This window comes from Fulvivirga sp. (genome assembly GCF_040218215.1).
Classification (GTDB): domain Bacteria; phylum Bacteroidota; class Bacteroidia; order Cytophagales; family Cyclobacteriaceae; genus Fulvivirga.
In genome coordinates this window covers 1-17,875 of record NZ_JAVJQL010000030.1, presented here as the reverse complement: position 1 = coordinate 17,875, position 17,875 = coordinate 1, and the positions used below count along the sequence as shown (strand labels likewise).

14 protein-coding genes are annotated in these 17,875 nt (G+C 37.0%); 4 read left to right on the top strand and 10 right to left on the bottom strand.

What is annotated here, in order from left to right; all coding sequences use genetic code 11:
• Window positions 1-86 precede the first annotated feature (86 nt).
• The 8 genes from RIB54_RS22090 to RIB54_RS22055 form a co-directional block, all read right to left on the bottom strand.
• Complete coding sequence (locus RIB54_RS22090; protein WP_350103059.1) at window positions 87-1,823, bottom strand: Ig-like domain-containing domain; 1,737 nt, start codon at window positions 1,821-1,823, stop codon at window positions 87-89.
• Window positions 1,820-2,701 (bottom strand): class I SAM-dependent methyltransferase, encoded by an 882-nt coding sequence (locus RIB54_RS22085; RefSeq protein WP_350103057.1) that lies wholly within the window; start codon window positions 2,699-2,701, stop codon window positions 1,820-1,822. Before RIB54_RS22085 ends, RIB54_RS22090 begins: the two co-directional genes overlap by 4 nt.
• A gap of 2 nt (window positions 2,702-2,703) precedes the next feature.
• Window positions 2,704-4,566: a tRNA uridine-5-carboxymethylaminomethyl(34) synthesis enzyme MnmG gene (mnmG, locus tag RIB54_RS22080; protein WP_350103056.1), complete on the bottom strand. Its 1,863-nt coding sequence runs from the start codon at window positions 4,564-4,566 to the stop codon at window positions 2,704-2,706.
• Between the two features lie 73 nt (window positions 4,567-4,639).
• Window positions 4,640-5,068: an rRNA maturation RNase YbeY gene (gene ybeY / locus RIB54_RS22075; protein WP_350103054.1), complete on the bottom strand. Its 429-nt coding sequence runs from the start codon at window positions 5,066-5,068 to the stop codon at window positions 4,640-4,642.
• Window positions 5,068-5,469 carry an ATP-binding protein gene (locus RIB54_RS22070; RefSeq protein ID WP_350066311.1) on the bottom strand — a complete coding sequence of 134 codons (402 nt, stop codon included), beginning with the start codon at window positions 5,467-5,469 and terminating at the stop codon, window positions 5,068-5,070. Before RIB54_RS22070 ends, ybeY begins: the two co-directional genes overlap by 1 nt.
• Complete coding sequence (locus RIB54_RS22065; protein WP_350103053.1) at window positions 5,466-8,837, bottom strand: coiled-coil domain-containing protein; 3,372 nt, start codon at window positions 8,835-8,837, stop codon at window positions 5,466-5,468. The genes RIB54_RS22070 and RIB54_RS22065 overlap by 4 nt, the downstream gene beginning before the upstream one ends.
• A gap of 59 nt (window positions 8,838-8,896) precedes the next feature.
• Window positions 8,897-9,262 (bottom strand): hypothetical protein, encoded by a 366-nt coding sequence (locus RIB54_RS22060; RefSeq protein ID WP_155186197.1) that lies wholly within the window; start codon window positions 9,260-9,262, stop codon window positions 8,897-8,899.
• Window positions 9,259-9,603 carry a carboxymuconolactone decarboxylase family protein gene (locus tag RIB54_RS22055; protein WP_350066317.1) on the bottom strand — a complete coding sequence of 115 codons (345 nt, stop codon included), beginning with the start codon at window positions 9,601-9,603 and terminating at the stop codon, window positions 9,259-9,261. The genes RIB54_RS22060 and RIB54_RS22055 overlap by 4 nt, the downstream gene beginning before the upstream one ends.
• Before the next feature lie 39 nt (window positions 9,604-9,642).
• Here RIB54_RS22055 and RIB54_RS22050 point away from each other — a divergent pair, with 39 nt between their 5' ends.
• Entirely contained in the window at window positions 9,643-10,326 is a 684-nt protein-coding gene (locus RIB54_RS22050; RefSeq protein WP_350103052.1) for a ComF family protein, read from the top strand.
• A gap of 50 nt (window positions 10,327-10,376) precedes the next feature.
• Here the strand turns inward: RIB54_RS22050 and gldJ are convergent, their stop codons facing one another.
• Window positions 10,377-11,630 carry a gliding motility lipoprotein GldJ gene (gene gldJ / locus RIB54_RS22045; RefSeq protein WP_350066321.1) on the bottom strand — a complete coding sequence of 418 codons (1,254 nt, stop codon included), beginning with the start codon at window positions 11,628-11,630 and terminating at the stop codon, window positions 10,377-10,379.
• A 329-nt stretch (window positions 11,631-11,959) separates the two neighbouring features.
• Between gldJ and RIB54_RS22040 the strand changes: the two genes are divergently transcribed.
• The 3 genes from RIB54_RS22040 (at window position 11,960) to RIB54_RS22030 (ending at window position 14,105) form a co-directional block, all read left to right on the top strand.
• Window positions 11,960-13,006: a sensor histidine kinase gene (locus RIB54_RS22040; protein WP_350103051.1), complete on the top strand. Its 1,047-nt coding sequence runs from the start codon at window positions 11,960-11,962 to the stop codon at window positions 13,004-13,006.
• Window positions 13,003-13,716: a LytR/AlgR family response regulator transcription factor gene (locus tag RIB54_RS22035; RefSeq protein ID WP_350066325.1), complete on the top strand. Its 714-nt coding sequence runs from the start codon at window positions 13,003-13,005 to the stop codon at window positions 13,714-13,716. The genes RIB54_RS22040 and RIB54_RS22035 overlap by 4 nt, the downstream gene beginning before the upstream one ends.
• A 137-nt stretch (window positions 13,717-13,853) precedes the next feature.
• Complete coding sequence (locus RIB54_RS22030; RefSeq protein ID WP_350066326.1) at window positions 13,854-14,105, top strand: hypothetical protein; 252 nt, start codon at window positions 13,854-13,856, stop codon at window positions 14,103-14,105.
• Here the strand turns inward: RIB54_RS22030 and mfd are convergent.
• Window positions 14,088-17,459, bottom strand: a complete 3,372-nt coding sequence (gene mfd, locus RIB54_RS22025) for a transcription-repair coupling factor (protein ID WP_350103050.1) — start codon at window positions 17,457-17,459, stop codon at window positions 14,088-14,090. The genes RIB54_RS22030 and mfd overlap by 18 nt on opposite strands.
• Window positions 17,460-17,875: the final 416 nt, after the last annotated feature.

The following is a 17,875-nucleotide window of genomic DNA, read 5'->3' as shown; positions in this document are numbered from 1 at the left end:
TTAAGTTCTTACCTGATATAGAATGGTAACGGTGTAACTGTGAAGAAGTTTGAATTTACTAACAAGTTACTCGCTACTTATCCACACTAGAATTTGATTATGTTGGGCCCAAGTTCCCAGTTGGCTCTGATGGTTAGAAGATCTTTCTCTTCAGAATTAAGATAAAAAATAACTGGTTCTGGATCTTTTTTTTCTAATATGTTACCTGGATCCCATTTACCGTTTTTATTACTGTCAATTAGAACTCTTAGTTTATAATCCCCCGGTGTTACGTTGGTGAATGAGAAATTTTTGGGATTTATTTTGCTGTCTACTACCTCATTATTTTTATTCAATAGCTGAATAATGTAAGAAGTCTGAGATGTTTCTACTTCAACCAGGATTGTACCGTAGGCATCTGGTTTAGTGAAACTCAAGTCTTTCTTAATGATCTGTGCAGTATCAGCTTCAGGGCTAATGAATGTGCCATGACCAAAGTATAAATGTGGTTTGAGTTCAGGTTTTGGTGGTTTTTGTTGTGTGCTGTCAGTAGTTGATAATGTATCTGGCTTTACAAGTTTTTTATTAGGAGCTGATGCTGGAGGTTTATCTGTTTCTGATTTAGTGGCAAATAGGTTAGGGTCTAAGGGCATATTTATTTCTAACTTATCTTTAGAGTAGTTCCAGCTAATATGACTTGAGTCGGGCCTGATAATGGTAAGCGAATCGATATAGACATATAGCGAATCGGGGTTAAGTTGGGCTACTGGCTTAGTAAAAGTTAGTGTAGATTTAACTATTGGCTCATTGACAACGATTTTGTCCAATGTGGAAGTTGTATTGAAATCCAACGGACTTCTGGACGTTTCTTCAAATTTTACAAACAGGGTATCTGTGTGCTGGTAATCCACTGAATCTGTGATATGAAGAAAGGTCAAAAGACTGTCTTGTATATTCTGTGGATTATAAATCCTGATACTATTTTGATACTGATCGGTAAATGCACTGAATATTTGTACTGAATCAATAAACTGTAAGTGGTATGACTTTAGGTTTTTGTTGTATTTGATTTCATAGGTTGTTCCATTTTGTCTGGCGCTGATTTGTTCAATGGGTCGAACATCTAGTTTTTGAATTGTAAAGTCAACATTACTATGGCTACTGTCTAAGACTATAGGACTGGAATAGAAGCCGTATGTTTCTGATTTGACGTCAGCTATAAAATTGTTGTTTTTATCCTTAAGGGCAAATAGGTTGTATGTTCCTGATTTAAGGTTTTCCAATATGTATTCGCCTTGCTCATTGGTCTTTGTCAGATATAAGGGTGGACCATTGAAGAAATCGATTGTATCAGAGGCATCATAGAGATAAATGCTGAAATCATCAACCAACTTATTGAGTAATTGATCATTGACAATGCCTGTTATACTTAATGAATCTAAGTATGAGCCAGTGCTGAATGCTATTTTAAGGTTATCTGGTGGATTGTTTTCTGTGATATCCTTAACACCTTCACGAATGTTAATGGTATAGGTGGTACTGTCTGATAGAGGTTCTGAGAGTTCGATTAGAAGCTTGTTCTTTCTAACATTTACTTCGTATTCCTGGCTTAATCTGGGAGTGATTATAATCTGCTCTTTAGCATTGTTTGCCTTAATGTATTCATTGAATTCCAATGTAATTATTTTTGTAGAGACGTTAAGTTCTCCGTTTGTCGGATTTGAAGTTACCAGTTCTGGTGGATCCTCGTCTTTTGGGCCTCCTGTTGGAGCAGTTTGGTTAGCGCACTGAATCGTGGTTATAAATAGACCTATGAAAAATGCTTGCTTTAATATTCTTCTCATCGTTTGCTAATAATGTAGATCAAGCTTGAATAATTATTATTATATTGAGCATAACTATTTGATTTATAGCCATTTATGAGTGATTTTAGATAATTAGCCTTACCATTTTTGTACTTTTCGCTGAGCAAAGAAACATAGAAAGAGTCAAACTTCATGGGTTGGGTAAAATCAATTTTCAGATTCATACTTTCCAATAATTGTGCTAGACTTTTTTGAGTAAAATGATATAAATGTCTGGGTACATCATAAGCGGCCCAGAATTCCTGGTATTGCTGTGCATCGTAGCTATCAGGATTAGGGACTGCAACTATCAGTTTGCCGCCAACTGTTAGTTTTTGTGTCAGTTGAGTAAGCGTTTCTCTGAGGTCAGCAATGTGCTCAAGTACGTGCCATAGTGAAATGACATTGAAGTGTGCGTCATCTGGTAGTTTATTAATATTGTCAAGTATGTTTTTGCTAATATTGGGATGCACATTGGCTCTGGCAGAATCGCTGGGTTCTATTCCTGTTATTTCCCACCCATCGCTTTTGGCTTGACCAAGAAAGTGTCCAGTACCACATCCGTAGTCTAATAGCGATCCTTTTGTACTGACTTTGTTTATTAGTTTAACTTTTGACTTAAGGGCTATAGACCTTACAGTCTTGTAAATGATACCGATGAGATTGGTAGCTGAATTGGTGTGAGAAATATATTCTTCGGACTTGTAATACTTGACAAGGTCTTGAGAAGTGGGCCTGGGATTGGTAAACAGTAAGGTACATTTTTCACATTTCACTATTTGGAATTCCTCTTTAGAGACAGTGAAGTCCTTACATTTAATGTATAGTTGGGATGATTGATGCCCGCAAGATGGACAGCTTTCAAGGGTTTCTAACATTTTTATTTTGATAAGTAAACCATAAGAATAGAAATATCTGACGGTGATACACCGCTTATTCTACTGGCTTGTCCAATTGTGCTTGGTTTAATTCGTATGAGTTTTTGTCTACCTTCTGAAGAAAGTGCTTTGATATCGCTATAATCAAAATTGTTTCTAATCTTCTTGTCCTCTAAGGATTCCATCTTTTCGGCTAGCAACCGTTCTTTTTCTATGTAGGTTTCATACTTAACAGCTATTTCAGCTTGCTGCAAAATGTCATCGTTATACTTAGATAAATATGTGCTGAGTTCGGGATTAAGCTCTTTTAGGTGCTGAATATTGACCTCAGGGCGTTTTAGAATATTAATTACGGGAACTCTTTGCTTCAATGTGGCCGTATTTAAATCTTGTAATACATCATTGGAGACAGAAGGCTCTATTCGCTTTTGGTTTAGATCATTTAGCAAAGCGTCTAATTCATTCTTCTTGTCAAACACGTTATTGAGTCTTGCATCATCAGCCAGCCCGATACTATGTCCCTTTTCTGTCAAACGAATGTCTGCGTTATCTTGTCTTAATAAGATTCTAAACTCTGCTCTTGATGTAAACATCCTGTAGGGTTCATCGGTACCTTTGTTGATTAGATCATCAATAAGCACACCTATATATGCTTCAGATCTTTTAAGGGTAAAGGGCTCTTTGCCATGCACCTTATTATGGGCATTTATTCCTGCTATTAATCCCTGACAAGCTGCTTCTTCATAACCCGTGGTGCCATTGATCTGACCCGCGAAATACAGGTTTTCGATAAGTTTGGTTTCTAAAGTAAGACTTAGCTGTGTTGGCGGAAAGTAATCGTATTCTATCGCGTAGCCAGGCCTGAACATTTTTACATTCTCAAAACCAGGTATTTTCTTTAGAGCGTCATATTGAACATCCTCAGGTAAAGAGGTTGAAAAACCATTAACATATATTTCTACCGTGTTCCAACCTTCAGGCTCCACAAATATCTGATGGCGCTCCCTTTCTGCAAACCTATTTATTTTATCTTCTATTGAGGGGCAGTACCTTGGGCCTATGCCCTGAATTCTGCCGTTGAACATTGGAGACTTATCAAATCCTGTTTGAAGAGTCTCATGTACTTCATTATTGGTGTAGGTTATATAACAGCTTCTTTGCTCAGATAAGGGTTTCGTATCTGTATAAGAGAACTTACCGGGTTTCTCATCACCTTTCTGTTCTTCCATTTTAGTGTAATCCAGGCTTCTACTATCTACTCTTGGCGGAGTACCAGTCTTCATCCTTCCTGCCTCAAAGCCTAGTTTAGTAAGCTGTTCAGTAATTCCTTTTGCAGCCCTTTCCCCCGTTCTTCCACCTCCGAATTGTTTTTCGCCAATATGAATAATACCATTTAGGAATGTTCCATTAGTAAGGACAACAGACTTTGCCTTTATTTCCAAGCCTAATGAAGTGGTAACACCTACTACTTTATTGTTCTCGACAAGTATTCCGGTTGCCATCTCTTGCCAGAAGTCTACATTGGGTGTTCTTTCAAGAGCTAATCTCCATTCTTCGGCAAACCTCATTCTGTCGTTTTGGGTGCGTGGACTCCACATTGCGGGGCCTTTTGACATATTAAGCATGCGAAATTGTATCATTGATAAGTCTGAGATGATGCCGGACATACCTCCTAGCGCATCGATTTCCCTAACAATTTGCCCTTTGGCAATCCCACCCATGGCAGGATTGCAAGACATTTGGGCAATGGTGTTCATGTTCATAGTTACTAATAGAACTTTTGAACCCATTTTAGCAGCGGCATGGGCGGCTTCGCATCCGGCATGTCCTGCTCCTACTACTATCACATCGTATTCTGAAAACATTATTTTCTTAAGTGTTTCACGTGGAACATTAACAGTTCTTATAAAACTTGTGTTCCACGTGGAACAGTTTCTTTTATAATTTAGGGAACAAAGATAAACAAGCTTCTTCTTTTTTTCGCATCAAGGTCTTTTCCTCTTCAGTTTTGTCATTATAACCTAGAAGATGCAATAATCCGTGAGCCATGACTCTAAGCAATTCTTCTTGGAAGCTGGTAGCTAATGATTTTGAATTTTCTCTGACACGATCAATGCTTATGAAGATATCACCCTCGATTTCCTTTTCATCTTCCGAATTGTCAAAGGTGATGATGTCTGTATAAGTATCATGTTCAAGGTAATCTACATTCATTTGATATAGATACTCATCAGAACAAAAGATATAATTTAACTCAACCAAGGTGCGGTCCTCACTAGTGGCAATATTAGTAAGCCACTTTATTATTTGAGGAGAGTGCTCTAGCGTGAAAGTTATATCCTCTTCAAAGAAGTGAACGTGACTCATTAATTGATGTAGAAATTTAAGGAAACGGTTTTTCCTTCATCAAGAAACGAAACTTCATCAGACAGGTGCTTCATTAGAAAGATGCCTCTACCACCTGGCTTTTCTAGATTTTCTGGCGCTGTAGGGTCTGGCAAGTTCTGGAAATCAAAACCATTACCTTCGTCCTGAATTAGAAAGGTGATCATGCTATCTTCTAAGCCAAGCGATAATTTAACATTCTTATGCTTATCACCTTTGTTACCATGTTTTATAGCATTATTTACTGCCTCCGTAACAGCAATCATAATATTGCCATAAATGTCATCATCAAGCTGAAACTTTTCTTTGGCATTATCTATAAAGCTTTCAATCATTCGGATATTCTCCGTAAGTGATGGAATTTCTATTTTGATACTTTTCATTCTGATTGCGTGTTATTCAATTCACCGATTCGCCTAAAATACTCATTAATTTCGTTTTTGTAATAAGGATATAGTTTTGGTGGAATAGTTTTTAAAAGCTCTATTTCCTGCTCCTTAAGTTTAAAGTATTCTTCGAAAGCACGGGGCACTGCTTTTTCATAATCTTTGGCCGTTTCAGCTTTTCTTTCTTCGTCCAGATCTCTTTCTCTTAAAGCATCTTCTGCTTCTAGTAGCCTGGTCAATATCTCTTTCTGTCGAAGAATGGTCTCTGTGGTTAGTCGTTTATTAACTAAATCACTTTCTGTCTCTTCCATTTTTTCAGGAATACCTTGGCCAGGCATTTTGCCGTTTTCATTCTGCCCTGCTTTATCTTGTGCTTCTTTTAGTGCCTGCCTTATTCTTTCCTGCTCTGCAGCTAGTTTTGCCAACTCTTCTGATAGTTGTCTTCCAGACTTGCCACTTTCCTTTAGTTCTTCAATCTTGCCATTCAGCTGTTGCTGTAGCTCACTTAAACTTGGTGTCTTCTGGTTGCCTTTCTTTTTCTGCGGCTTACCCATTGCATCGGCCATGGAAGACTGCATTTGCTGAAGAACATCATCAAGCAATAGAGCAAGGTTATTAATAGATGTCATAGCAAACTGCTGTTCAGATACTGCTATAGGTTTCTTTCTTTCTTTAATGGCCTCTACAGATTTATCCATATGCTCATTCATAGATGTTACCTCACGCGTTACAAAAGATGCGATTTGGAAAACGCGATTTGCCAGAGCTAATAAACTGTCCTGAACAATTTGTGAATCATCTTTGAGCTTAAGCTGTTTTTGAGAAAGTTCTATAAACCTAGGGTCGCTTTGCTTAACCCCAGTGAATTCATTCATAAGATTCTCTTGTTCAAAGGAAAGCCTTAAGAGATTGTAAACAATTGCCCTGAGGTCATCAAGGTTTTCTTGCATGGCATCCATCTCCATACTACTTTGCATTTGAGACAATTTCTGCTCCATTTGCTTCATCGCATCCCGCGCTTTTTTCTGACTTTCTTTAGATTTTTGTTTTTGATTATTTTCAAGATTCTCCTTGCTCTGTTGTTGATTTTCTTCCACAGATTCTTGCTCTTCTTGGGTATCAGGTAAAGATTCAGGATTTTTTAGCGACTGATTGTGCTCATTTAGCTCTTCTAAATCCTCTTGTAATTCTTTAAACTCTTCTTGTAATTGTTCTTGTTTTTCTTTCAAGAAATCAGAATCCTTATTTTTTAAATTATCTTCTTTATATTGATTTTTTTCTTCCTGTTCCTCGAGAGTGCTGGATTTTTCGGTTCCCTCGCCCTTCTGCTTCTCTGTTTCACGCATAAGGCGTTCCTGATCGGTGATTTGTTCTTTAAGTTCATTAAGGGCTTCGTTCAATTCGAACTCGAATTTCATTCTCTTGAATAATTCTAAAGTTCTTTCTAGCTCCTGCTCGAGGTTGGTCTCTTTATTATTTATTTTATCAAGCAGCTCTTGTATATCTTCTACATCTTGATTTTGCTCAAGAAGCTGTTTCAGTTCTTCATAAAGTTTTTTTGTTTCGTCATCAAGAAGTTCATCCATCAGATCTTGCAACTTTTGGACACGCTCTTTTATTTTTTCATCCTGCTGGGAGAACTTTTCTCTCTTGATGCTATTATTTCTATTCTGCTCTTTCAGTTCTTCAATGGCTTCATTCAGGGCTTCGCGTTTCTTTAATAAATCTTTGATTTGTTTATCATCTTGCCAATTGAGCTCTTTTTTACCTTTTATTCTTTTTTCAGCTTCTTCAAGTTGCTCTTTCAATTCTTTAGCATCCTGAAGGGTCTTGTCAATTTTACTTTCCGTTTGTTGGGCTACTTTGTCAATATTATCTTTTATCTCTTTTTTATTAGGTAGCGAGAAGTTGTAGGTGGCTGTTTTTGTCGATTTTCTTCCGTTAACTCCATCATTGTCCCAGACTTGCAGATAATAGCTCAGCTTTCCCGAATCAGTAATTAATGAGTCTATTACCCAGTTATAAAAATAGCGTTGACTGGTCTGTCCATTCAATATTGGTATGTTGATAGATTTGTAGTTTTCATTGTCAAAGCTGTAAAGCAACTTTAGCTGAGTAAGACCATAATCGTCAAGAACATTACCAGCAAAACTGATTTGACTATATAATGTCGTGTCTGGATATACCTCGCTAACTATTTTTGGGTATTCATCTTTAATTACATCTATGTTATAGATAATCGGGTCTTTGTTCAGGCTATGATCATTAGATAATTTAAGCTGATATTTATCTGATGACTTTATAACTTTATTGTACTCAAATATTTGATTATCAGTAAGGTCCATAGGAATATCCTCTGATTTTTTTGAGTCAAACTGTATGTATGCCTGGTCGGCTTCAAGTGTGTTTATTTGCCATTTAATCTTTGTTCCTTCTGGTACTTGTGCATTACCAATATTAGAAATACGTTCAGTGTTTTTATTGAGGTATTTGGGGTACTCAAAGTAAAGATTAAAGTTTCTTAAATCTGGCCTCTGAAAAACATTGACTTCATAGGCCTCTGATTGGAATCCTGAGGCCTCAAACTTTATTGATTTAGTGTTTTGAATTTTGTTGAATGTATAGGTAAACAAGTCATTGCTGACCGATGCCATTTTAAACTTTCGGCCATCATTATTTATATAAACATTATCAGGCAGGGAGGAGCCTTCTATTTTTAGACTTATGGTAAAGTCTTCATTTTTAAAGGCCTTGTTTGATTCATTAAGAAAATTAAAATCAAACGGAGCCTGAGGAATAAAATCTTTATTGAACTGAGTTATTCTCGAAGTACTTGTCAATATCATTTGCGGATTGAAAAGTATGATGGCGAGAATTAAAGCTAAAGGTACCAGCAGCCATGGCAAGAACCTGTTGTTCGACTTTAGCTCAATAGCCTGATCATAACTGATGGATGGAAGCCCCTCCATTTTCTGGTTTATTCCAGCAGTGACAAAGAAAGAATCGCCTGATTTACTTCTTAACTGTATGATATTCAGAAGCTTATCTTTTATTTCTGGAAAATAATTACCAATCTGTCTTGCAGCAATTTCGTTATTCATTGCTTTGTCGATATTGGCAATTTTATAACCTGGTATTATAACAAACCTTCCGAGTAGATAGAGCGATGTGATTACAAATGAAAAGAACAGAAAAGACCTGATATTAATCCCAAACTGAAATGTATATTCCAGATAGTTAAAGATTAAAAACAGGCCAAGCAGGATTGCAGTACTAATTATTAAACCTTTAAGTAAAAGGTTTAAAAAGTACTTACGCTTGTAGGCACTTAGCTGTTTGAATAATATTTTTTCCTTGTCACTCATTCAGTAGTCTCTGATACAGCTATTACGTAGTTGATGATACTCAAGTTTATGTTGCTATCCTATGAATCTTCCATTAATGGCATTTCTGTTTGAAAATATTCGATAACATGCATTTTCAATAACTTTTCCTGCTCCAGAAGATCAAAATGAGGCAATGTTTTTACCAATTTCCAATGTGGCCAACCCTCCTCATCTAATCCCTCTAATTCATAAAAACCAGAAAGACTCAGCACCTTACAAATTGCAATATGCATAAGATCTTGCTTTTCTTCTTTGTCAAACGAATGCTTGCCTTTTCCCAATTCTTGCACTCCAATCAGAAAAAGGATAGCATTAAGGTCTTTTGGTCTTTTGCCAATTACTTTTTGCAATGAAAGCCTCAATGCCTGCCACTTACGCTCTAAATCAAGATCTTTTTTTATCATTTATTCTCATTAAGGCTATCCCAGTATTCAGTAGCTCTTCTTAAATGTGGGATAACAATAGTACCACCAATAAGGTTTGCAATGGCAAAGGCCTCGAAAACCTCTTTTTCGGTTAACCCTAGTTCATAACATTTACCCAAATGATATCTAACACAGTCATCACACCTTAAGACCATAGAGCACGAAAGACCTAACAGCTCTTTAGTTTTTAAGTCTAGCGCCCCTTCAGCATAAGCGTTTGTATCTAGGTTATAAATCCTTTTAATTACTTTATTATCAGCATTTAAAATGCGCTCATTCATTTTAGCACGATAATCATTAAATTCGGAAACAGCACTCATATTTTATATATTAAGACATTCAACAAATATATCTAATCAATGACAATGATTGATGATTTCATTTCGCTCTTCTTCCCAAGATATTGCCTGGGTTGCTCAGGGTCACTAGCAAGAGATGAACAACAGGTTTGCATTCATTGTTTGACCAGCGTTCCAAAAACCAAGAGCCACGAAGAGGAAACTAATTTTGTAGCTCAAAAATTCTATGGAAAGGTAGATTTTCAACATGCGCTGGCATATTATACATTCCAACAGGATGGAATAGTGCAAAAGCTACTACACCAAATAAAATATAGCAACCAGCCACAACTAGCCTTTGAGTTGGGAGAAAGATATGCAATAGAACTTAGTAATAAGTTTGACGCTATACCATTTGACCTTATAATACCTGTGCCACTTCATTTTAAGAAAAGAAAAATTAGAGGCTACAATCAAAGTGAGATGTTTGCCGATGGGCTGGCATCAAGATGGAACATTCCTGTAAAAGGGAAGGTTCTGGAAAGAAAAATATTTACTACTACTCAAACTTCCAAAACCAGAATTGAAAGATGGAAGAATGTTGAGAGCATTTTTACTATTAAAGATGATTCGGTATTAGATCAGCATATTTTGTTGGTCGATGACGTAATAACAACTGGTGCCACAATAGAGGCTTGTGCTAATTCTCTAATAGAAAAAGGGGCAAAAACCTTATCTGTAGCAGCCATAGCAGCCGCTAAATAAAAAACCCCGACCAAAAATAATTGACCGGGGCTTCTTTAAAGTTTCTTTTTTTAGTAGTTAGAACCAGCTCTAATCATTGCACAACGGAAACCGATTGTTGCAGTTGATGAATCCTGATCTAAGTATCTTCTTGTACCTGGTGACATCCAATAAGCAACATCTTTCCAAGAACCACCTTTGTAAACTCTTGCCTCATCAGTAATTAATGAAGTAAAGCCTTCAGGGTTATTTTCAGAATCTGAGTTGTAATACTCTTCACCAGTAAATTCGTTTTTAGTTTCATCCATATAACCGTCTCTTCTGATTGGGTTAAGATCATCAAAATCCTGAAATGACATAGGACGATAAACATCAAGCACCCACTCACTAACATTACCGGCCATATTATAAAGACCAAAGTCATTCGGAGGGAACTCATAAATATAAGATGTGATCAAAGCACCATCATTTAATTTACCTGCTATACCAGCATAGTCACCTCTTCCTCTTTTGAAGTTAGCTAAGAAATAACCCATTTCTTTTCCATAAGGATTTCTTAATGCGTGACCATCCCAAGGATATAGTCTTTGGTGAGTTTGATTTTCATCTAACCACTGAGTACCAATTAGTGCTGTTGCAGCATATTCCCACTCAGCTTCAGAAGGTAATCTGTAGTTAGGAAGTACAATACCTGACTCTAATGGAATTCTACCACCAGAAGTTTCAGGAAGTTCCTCACCAGAATCTTCATATAATTTTTGGTTAACAGCTGTTGTTCTCCAGTCACCATAGTTACTAGCCTGAACCCAGCTAACTCCAACAACAGGGAAATATCTAAACCCAGGATATCTCAAATAATGATCAACATAAGGGTCATTATATGCTAAACGCGCTTCCCATACTGTGGTATCAGGAAGAGCAGCTATGTAAACTTCTCTTGAAGAGTCAGATACATTAAGATAATGTAGGTACTCTAACCAGTGGATATTGGCAATTTCAGTTTCATCCATGTAGAATGAAGCAACTGAAACAGTTCTTTCGATATTATCTCTTCTATTTAGAATATCTTCCTCAAAGGAACCTACGATAGATCTACCACCTTCAATAAAAACAAGATTTGGTCCTTCTGGTTGACCGGCATAAGGCTTTACCTCAAAACCGTTGTTGTCTTCGTCATTATAAGCCAGTCCTGTTGCGGTACTAAGTGCACCTGGGTGAGAACTTGTCGGCCTTCCACCACCTCCACCTAGGAAACAAGAAGTTAACATCATGGAACCACCAACAACCAACAAAGCACTTTTAAATAAGCCTGCAGTTCTTTTCATACTTGTTTAATTATTCAAAAAATTTAAATGCAAACACTAATATAGCGATATATATTAACGTTTGACAAGTTTATTTGGGAGCAAAATAACATTTCTATTTGATAATTTTTACACAAATAATAAAATTTTACTTTCCTACACTAAAAAATCAGTTGTAATAATAACAGATTTTAAGCTAATAACTGAATTTGCTAAGAAATAGTATATTAAGTGATTATTAAATCATTTTCTTGTCAAGGGAATTAACCATTTATAGACTGAGCAAACCACAGGTTATAATTGTGTATTCTTAAAACTCAAAACAGACGTAATTGGTACCAAATATTAACATGAAACAAGAAGAAATAAATAGTACCAAGTTGTATTGGACACTCCAGGTTACTGGCTGGTCCATATTTTATTTTTTCTACGCATTCATAGCTTATTATTTCAGCGACTTTCAGTGGCAGGTTTTGGTTGGATACTTAAACACAGCTGTTTTTGGTTTTTTGCTTTCGCACCTTTATCGAAATTATATAAAGCAAAACCACTGGGAAAGTCAGGGACTTTTTAAGCTTGCTATTCGGCTTTTGGTTGGCTCTTTTGTTATAGCCGTTGTTTGGACGGCCATAGTAGTGCCTATTAATAAATTGTTTTTGCCCCCTTCCGAAGAAGATCAGCAAACACTAATAGTGGCAGTTATTGTTATTTCTAATTTGACCATAGTAATGCTGGGTTGGTCGTTGATGTATTTCTTGTTTAAGTTTTTTATGAACTTCAAACATAGTGAAGTTGAAAAATGGAAACTTGAGGCTGCAGTTAAAGATGCACAACTGTTAGCATTGAAATCGCAGATCAATCCTCACTTTATTTTTAACAGTCTTAACAATATCCGGTCTTTGGTAATTGAAAATCCGGAAAAGGCCAGGGATATGATTACGCATGTTTCTGATTTACTACGTTATTCCGTTCAGTTTAACAATAAGGAAAAGGTGAGGTTGGAGCAGGAACTTGAAGTAGTTCAAAATTATCTCAATCTTGAGTCAATCCAGTTTGAAGACAGGCTCCAATACAAATTGGAGATTAAGCCTGAAACCCTTGATAGGCAAATACCTCCAATGGCCGTGCAGCTTTTGGTAGAAAACGCCATAAAGCATGGAATATCCAACCTGCCAAAGGGTGGAATAATAAACATAAAATCATATTTGGATGATAATGCGCTGGTAGTTGAAGTTATAAATACCGGTCAAATAAATAATATTTCAAAAGGAACAGGCATTGGACTAAAAAATGCGTCTGACAGGTTAAAACTGATTTTTGGTAAACTCTCAGACCTTGAAATAAAGAACCTTAATGAAGAAATGGTTCAGGCAAAATTTAAAATACCATTAGTATGAGAGCATTGGTCATAGATGATTCGCGATTGGCGAGAAATGAATTAAAAAGATTATTAAAAGAATTTGAAACCATTGAGGTAATTGGTGAAGCGGGTGATGCTATTGAAGCCAAGGAGATGATCGAAGAGAAGAAACCTGATTTGATCTTCCTTGATATTCAGATGCCCGGAAAAAATGGCTTCGAACTGCTTGAAGACCTTGAGGAAGTTCCAGAAGTAATTTTTACTACAGCCTATGATGAATATGCAATAAAGGCTTTTGACTACAATGCCTTGGATTACCTTCAAAAGCCAATTCAGAAGGACAGGCTTTTGGGCGCCATTAATAAGGTAGCCGAAAAGAAAGAAAAGGTAAGCGCCAGATCAGAAGATAGAATGACCGAAAACCATCAGGTATTTGTAAAAGATGGTGAAAAGTGCTGGTTTGTTCAGCTTTCAGAAGTTCGACTTTTTGAGGTAGATGGTAATTATACCAAGCTGTATTTTGAAGATAATAAGCCGATGATTCCAAGAACATTAAATTATCTTGAAACCCGTCTTGATCCCCAGACCTTTTTCAGGGCCAACAGGCAACAGATTATAAACTTAAAATGGGTAGAAAGAATAGAGCCTTGGTTTAGTGGAAGTATCAAGATATACATGAAAGGCGGTCATGATGTAGATGTTTCCAGGCGCCAAACTCAGCGCTTTAAGGAGCTTATGAGCTTCTAGATTTTCCCAATCTGGGATTAATCTTTCCCAATCTGGATTTGTTTTCTGCAACTTAACGTGAAATAAGGCCATTTAACCCCTATTTAGGCCTTGGCATAGAATTTATAACATCATAGCTGAAGCAAAATAATTCAGTTATGATATCCATAAGCGATTTTCAAATTTTACCATTCGACAAGAAGTGTGATTTTATCACCGTCTTTGCAGATTACATAGTTTACAGAACCGAGCAGGATAGTAAATACTACTTGTATTATATGAAGGACTACTTTGTTGAAGTATGCTACTCTCCTTCAAAAGGAAAAGTATTAGGTATTCATGCTTTTAAGAATATTGATCTGGCTGATGCCTACCTTGATCAAATAGATATTTCAGACCTTTACCTTTGATTTAACTGGTAGGATCAATTCTAAAATTCTTTTTGCTTCATTGATTGATTCTACCTCCTGCATTGTCAGGATTAATTTTTCTTTATACTCTTTCAAACGGCAGGTCTTTGGGTGCATTTGCACATATTGAAGTATACTTCCAAAAACCTCTGACTTAAAATATGTTTCGTTATCTGATGAAACAAAGTAACCCTTCAATTTTCCAGACTTAATAGTCAGTTTTTCAAAACCAAGTTTTTCGGCCAGCCATCTAAGACGAACTGTTTCAATTAGTTCTTCAACAGAATCTGGCATTGATCCAAAGCGGTCGGTTAATGATTGGACAAAACCTGTTAGCTCCTCTTCCGTCTTCAATCCATCTAGCTGGGAGTATAGGCTTAGTCTTTCAGAAATATTGGCAACATAAGCCTCAGGAATAATCAGTTCCAGATCCGTTTCAATGTTGCATTCCTGAACCAGAACTTTTGATGATTGAGATAGTTCCTTGACAAAAAGATCTTTGAATTCGGTTTCTTTCAATTCCTGAACAGCCTCATCCAAAATTTTGTGATACATTTCAAAGCCAAGGTCGGTAATGAATCCGCTTTGCTCGGACCCCAGCAAATTACCAGCACCTCTGATGTCCAAATCTCTCATGGCTACTTTGAAGCCGTCACCAAGATCAGAGAATTCTTCCAAGGTGCTCAACCTCTTTCTTGAATCTGATGATAAGCCGATGGTAGGTGGTGTTAATAAATAACAAAAGGCCTTTTTATTGCTTCTGCCCACACGGCCGCGCATTTGATGCAGGTCAGAAAGGCCAAAGGTGTGAGCTTGATTGATGACAATTGTGTTGGCATTTGGAATATCAAGGCCTGACTCAATAATATTTGTTGATACCAATACATCATATTCGCCTTCAATGAATTTCATCATTGCCTTTTCAAGTTTAGCCCCGTCCATTTGACCATGGGCAATACCTATTCTGGCATCTGGCACAAGTCTCAAAATAATATTTCCAACTTCTTCAATATCACCTACCCTGTTGTGAACAAAAAAGACTTGTCCGCCTCTTCTCAATTCAAAACTTATGGCATCGCGCACCACCTCTTCATTGAAAGTGTGAATTTCTGTAGTCACCGGCTGGCGGTTTGGTGGTGGTGTTGAAATAATACTTAAATCGCGTGCACCCATGAGGGAAAAATGCAATGTTCTCGGGATTGGGGTGGCGGTTAATGTTAAGGCATCAACATTTACCCGCATTTCCTTTAACTTCTCTTTTACCTTGACACCGAATTTTTGCTCCTCATCAATGATCATGAGTCCAAGGTCTTTGAACTGCACATCTTTACTAACTATTCGATGAGTACCTATTAAGATATCGGTCTTTCCTTCTTTAACCCTTTTAAGGGTTTCTTTTATTGCCTGTGGCGTTTTGAACCTATTGATGTACTCGACCTTAACCGGAAAATTGCCGAGCCTTTCGCTAAAAGTTCGGAAGTGTTGCATGGCCAAAATTGTAGTTGGTACCAGTACAGCTACCTGTTTACTATCAGTTACTGCTTTGAATGCCGCCCTTATCGCTACTTCAGTTTTTCCAAAACCAACATCACCACAAACCAGCCTGTCCATGGGGTGTGCCTGCTCCATGTCTTCTTTTACATCGGCAGTGGCTTTGCCCTGATCAGGCGTGTCGTCATATATAAATGAAGACTCAAGTTCAGCCTGCAAAAAGCTATCCTTTGTAAACGCAAAACCTGGTGCCTGCTTCCTTTTTGCATACAGGTTAATCAGGTCCTTGGCAATATCCAGCACCTGCTTTTTAGCCTTTTTCTTCTTGTTTTCCCACTCAGGAGAACCCAACTTACTAATTGATGGGGGCGCTCCTTCCTTACCGGAATATTTAGAAATTTTATGAAGTGAATGGATACTGACATACAAAAGATCATCATCGCGATAGATCAACCGGATGGCTTCCTGTAGTTTACCATTAATTTCCTGCTTCTCCATCCCGGCAAACTTTCCAATACCGTAATCGATGTGTGTTACAAAATCTCCGGGCTGTAAAGTTTTAAGCTCCTTAAGTGTTAGTGCTTTTGATTTAGAATGTTTGTCTTTGGTTTTATACCGGTGAAACCTTTCAAAAATCTGATGATCAGTATAACAGGCTATATTAAGAATATTGTCAACAAATCCTGCTCGCAGACTGACATTGAAACTCTGGAACTTAACAAGATGGTCAATCTCTTCAAATATATTATGAAGTCTTTCGAGTTGCCGTTGTGAGTCAGAGGTAATAAGTGTGGTAATGCCATGCTCCTGATTTTCACCAACATTTTTCACGAGCAACTCAAAATTCTTGTTGAATGATGGCTGGGGTTGAGATTCGAAATTGAAAGAGGTAGCATCTTTAAAAGTGAAGCGGTTACCAAACTCAATATTTACCAGCTCTTTTATCTGCTTTTTGAAAGACTTTGATGTTTCAAAAAGATCCTCAGGGTTCAGGACTACTTTTGTATTGCCGCTTTCCTTTAATATATCACTGAAACTGCTAGATGCTTTATCGAAGTAGTTATTGATAATGTCATTGGTCTGCTGAAAATCTTTGTACCAGACTTTGGTATTATTTGGTAGAAAATCTAAAAACCCTTGCCTTTCTTCAAGTATCAACCTGGTTTGTATGTTTGGGATAAGGTTGATTTCCTTAATTTGATCTACTGAAAGCTGGGTATTTGGGTCAAAGGTTCTAATGCTTTCTATCTCATTTCCAAAAAGCTCTAAACGATAGGGCAGATCGTGCGCGTAAGAAAAAACATCAACTATACCACCTCTAACAGCAAACTGACCAGCTTCATAAACAAAATCAGTTTTCTCAAAATCATAGGTGTTGAGTAGTTCAGCCAAAAACTCAACATCAATTTGCTCACCAACTTTGGCTGAAAAAGTATTTTTCAACAATGACTTTTTGTTAATCACCTTTTCAGTAAGTGCCTCTGGGTAGGTCACTATTATTTCCCCACTTGATGCTTTGTGGTTAACACGATTTAGAATTTCTGCACGCATCAGCACATTGGCATTTTCTGTTTCCTCAAATTCATACGGTCTTTTGTATGAAGTAGGGAAAAACAGTACTTCCTTTCCTGTCAGTAGGTTTTGGAGATCATAATGAAAATAGGCTGCTTCTTCTTTATCGTGCAGCACTATTAAGTGATTTTGATGGTTAGTTTGATAAATCGCAGCCACGACAATGGCATCCAAACTTCCTGAAATTCCTTTTAATTGGATATAGCTTTCCTCATTCGCTTTGGTTTTCTCAGCGATGGTCTGAATGATACTGTCAGACTTGTAAAGTTTTAAAAGGTCTTTTGCTTCCATTATTTAAATATGGAGTCCATATAAACAATTATTGAGTATTTGTAGTGACCACCTGATAATTGGGTGCCAAACTTCAAAACTGAGTAATTCTCAATTACAGTTTATGCAATGGGCTGCAAAGGTAGAAAAATGACCTAAAGAATTGAGATTGGGGAAAAATAAAAGGAGGTGTCTCAAAAGTTAAGCGTCATTGCGAAAACAGTGAAGTAATCTTTTGTAAGGAGGCACAGACCACAATGAGATTGCTTCGATTCCTCGCAAAGACGAGATTTTAATACTTTTGAGTTCGTATGATTGAAAAATAAACTTCGGGTTGGTTTTCACAAATAGATTTATCTATTAAGGAGTGATAAACCAAACACCGAAGCTTATGAATAGAGTTAAGTTACAAAGAAGTTTTGAGGGAGAGGATATCT

Coding starts and splice junctions, on each gene's coding strand:
- RIB54_RS22090 (WP_350103059.1), bottom strand. CDS start 1,823: ATGAGAAGAATATTAAAGCAAGCATTTTTCATAGGTCTATTTATAACC.
- RIB54_RS22085 (WP_350103057.1), bottom strand. CDS start 2,701: ATGTTAGAAACCCTTGAAAGCTGTCCATCTTGCGGGCATCAATCATCC.
- mnmG (WP_350103056.1), bottom strand. CDS start 4,566: ATGTTTTCAGAATACGATGTGATAGTAGTAGGAGCAGGACATGCCGGA.
- RIB54_RS22070 (WP_350066311.1), bottom strand. CDS start 5,469: ATGAAAAGTATCAAAATAGAAATTCCATCACTTACGGAGAATATCCGA.
- RIB54_RS22060 (WP_155186197.1), bottom strand. CDS start 9,262: ATGATAAAAAAAGATCTTGATTTAGAGCGTAAGTGGCAGGCATTGAGG.
- RIB54_RS22055 (WP_350066317.1), bottom strand. CDS start 9,603: ATGAGTGCTGTTTCCGAATTTAATGATTATCGTGCTAAAATGAATGAG.
- gldJ (WP_350066321.1), bottom strand. CDS start 11,630: ATGAAAAGAACTGCAGGCTTATTTAAAAGTGCTTTGTTGGTTGTTGGT.
- RIB54_RS22065 (WP_350103053.1), bottom strand. CDS start 8,837: ATGAGTGACAAGGAAAAAATATTATTCAAACAGCTAAGTGCCTACAAG.
- mfd (WP_350103050.1), bottom strand. CDS start 17,459: ATGGAAGCAAAAGACCTTTTAAAACTTTACAAGTCTGACAGTATCATT.
- RIB54_RS22035 (WP_350066325.1), top strand. CDS start 13,003: ATGAGAGCATTGGTCATAGATGATTCGCGATTGGCGAGAAATGAATTA.
- RIB54_RS22050 (WP_350103052.1), top strand. CDS start 9,643: ATGACAATGATTGATGATTTCATTTCGCTCTTCTTCCCAAGATATTGC.
- RIB54_RS22040 (WP_350103051.1), top strand. CDS start 11,960: ATGAAACAAGAAGAAATAAATAGTACCAAGTTGTATTGGACACTCCAG.
- RIB54_RS22030 (WP_350066326.1), top strand. CDS start 13,854: ATGATATCCATAAGCGATTTTCAAATTTTACCATTCGACAAGAAGTGT.
- ybeY (WP_350103054.1), bottom strand. CDS start 5,068: ATGAGTCACGTTCACTTCTTTGAAGAGGATATAACTTTCACGCTAGAG.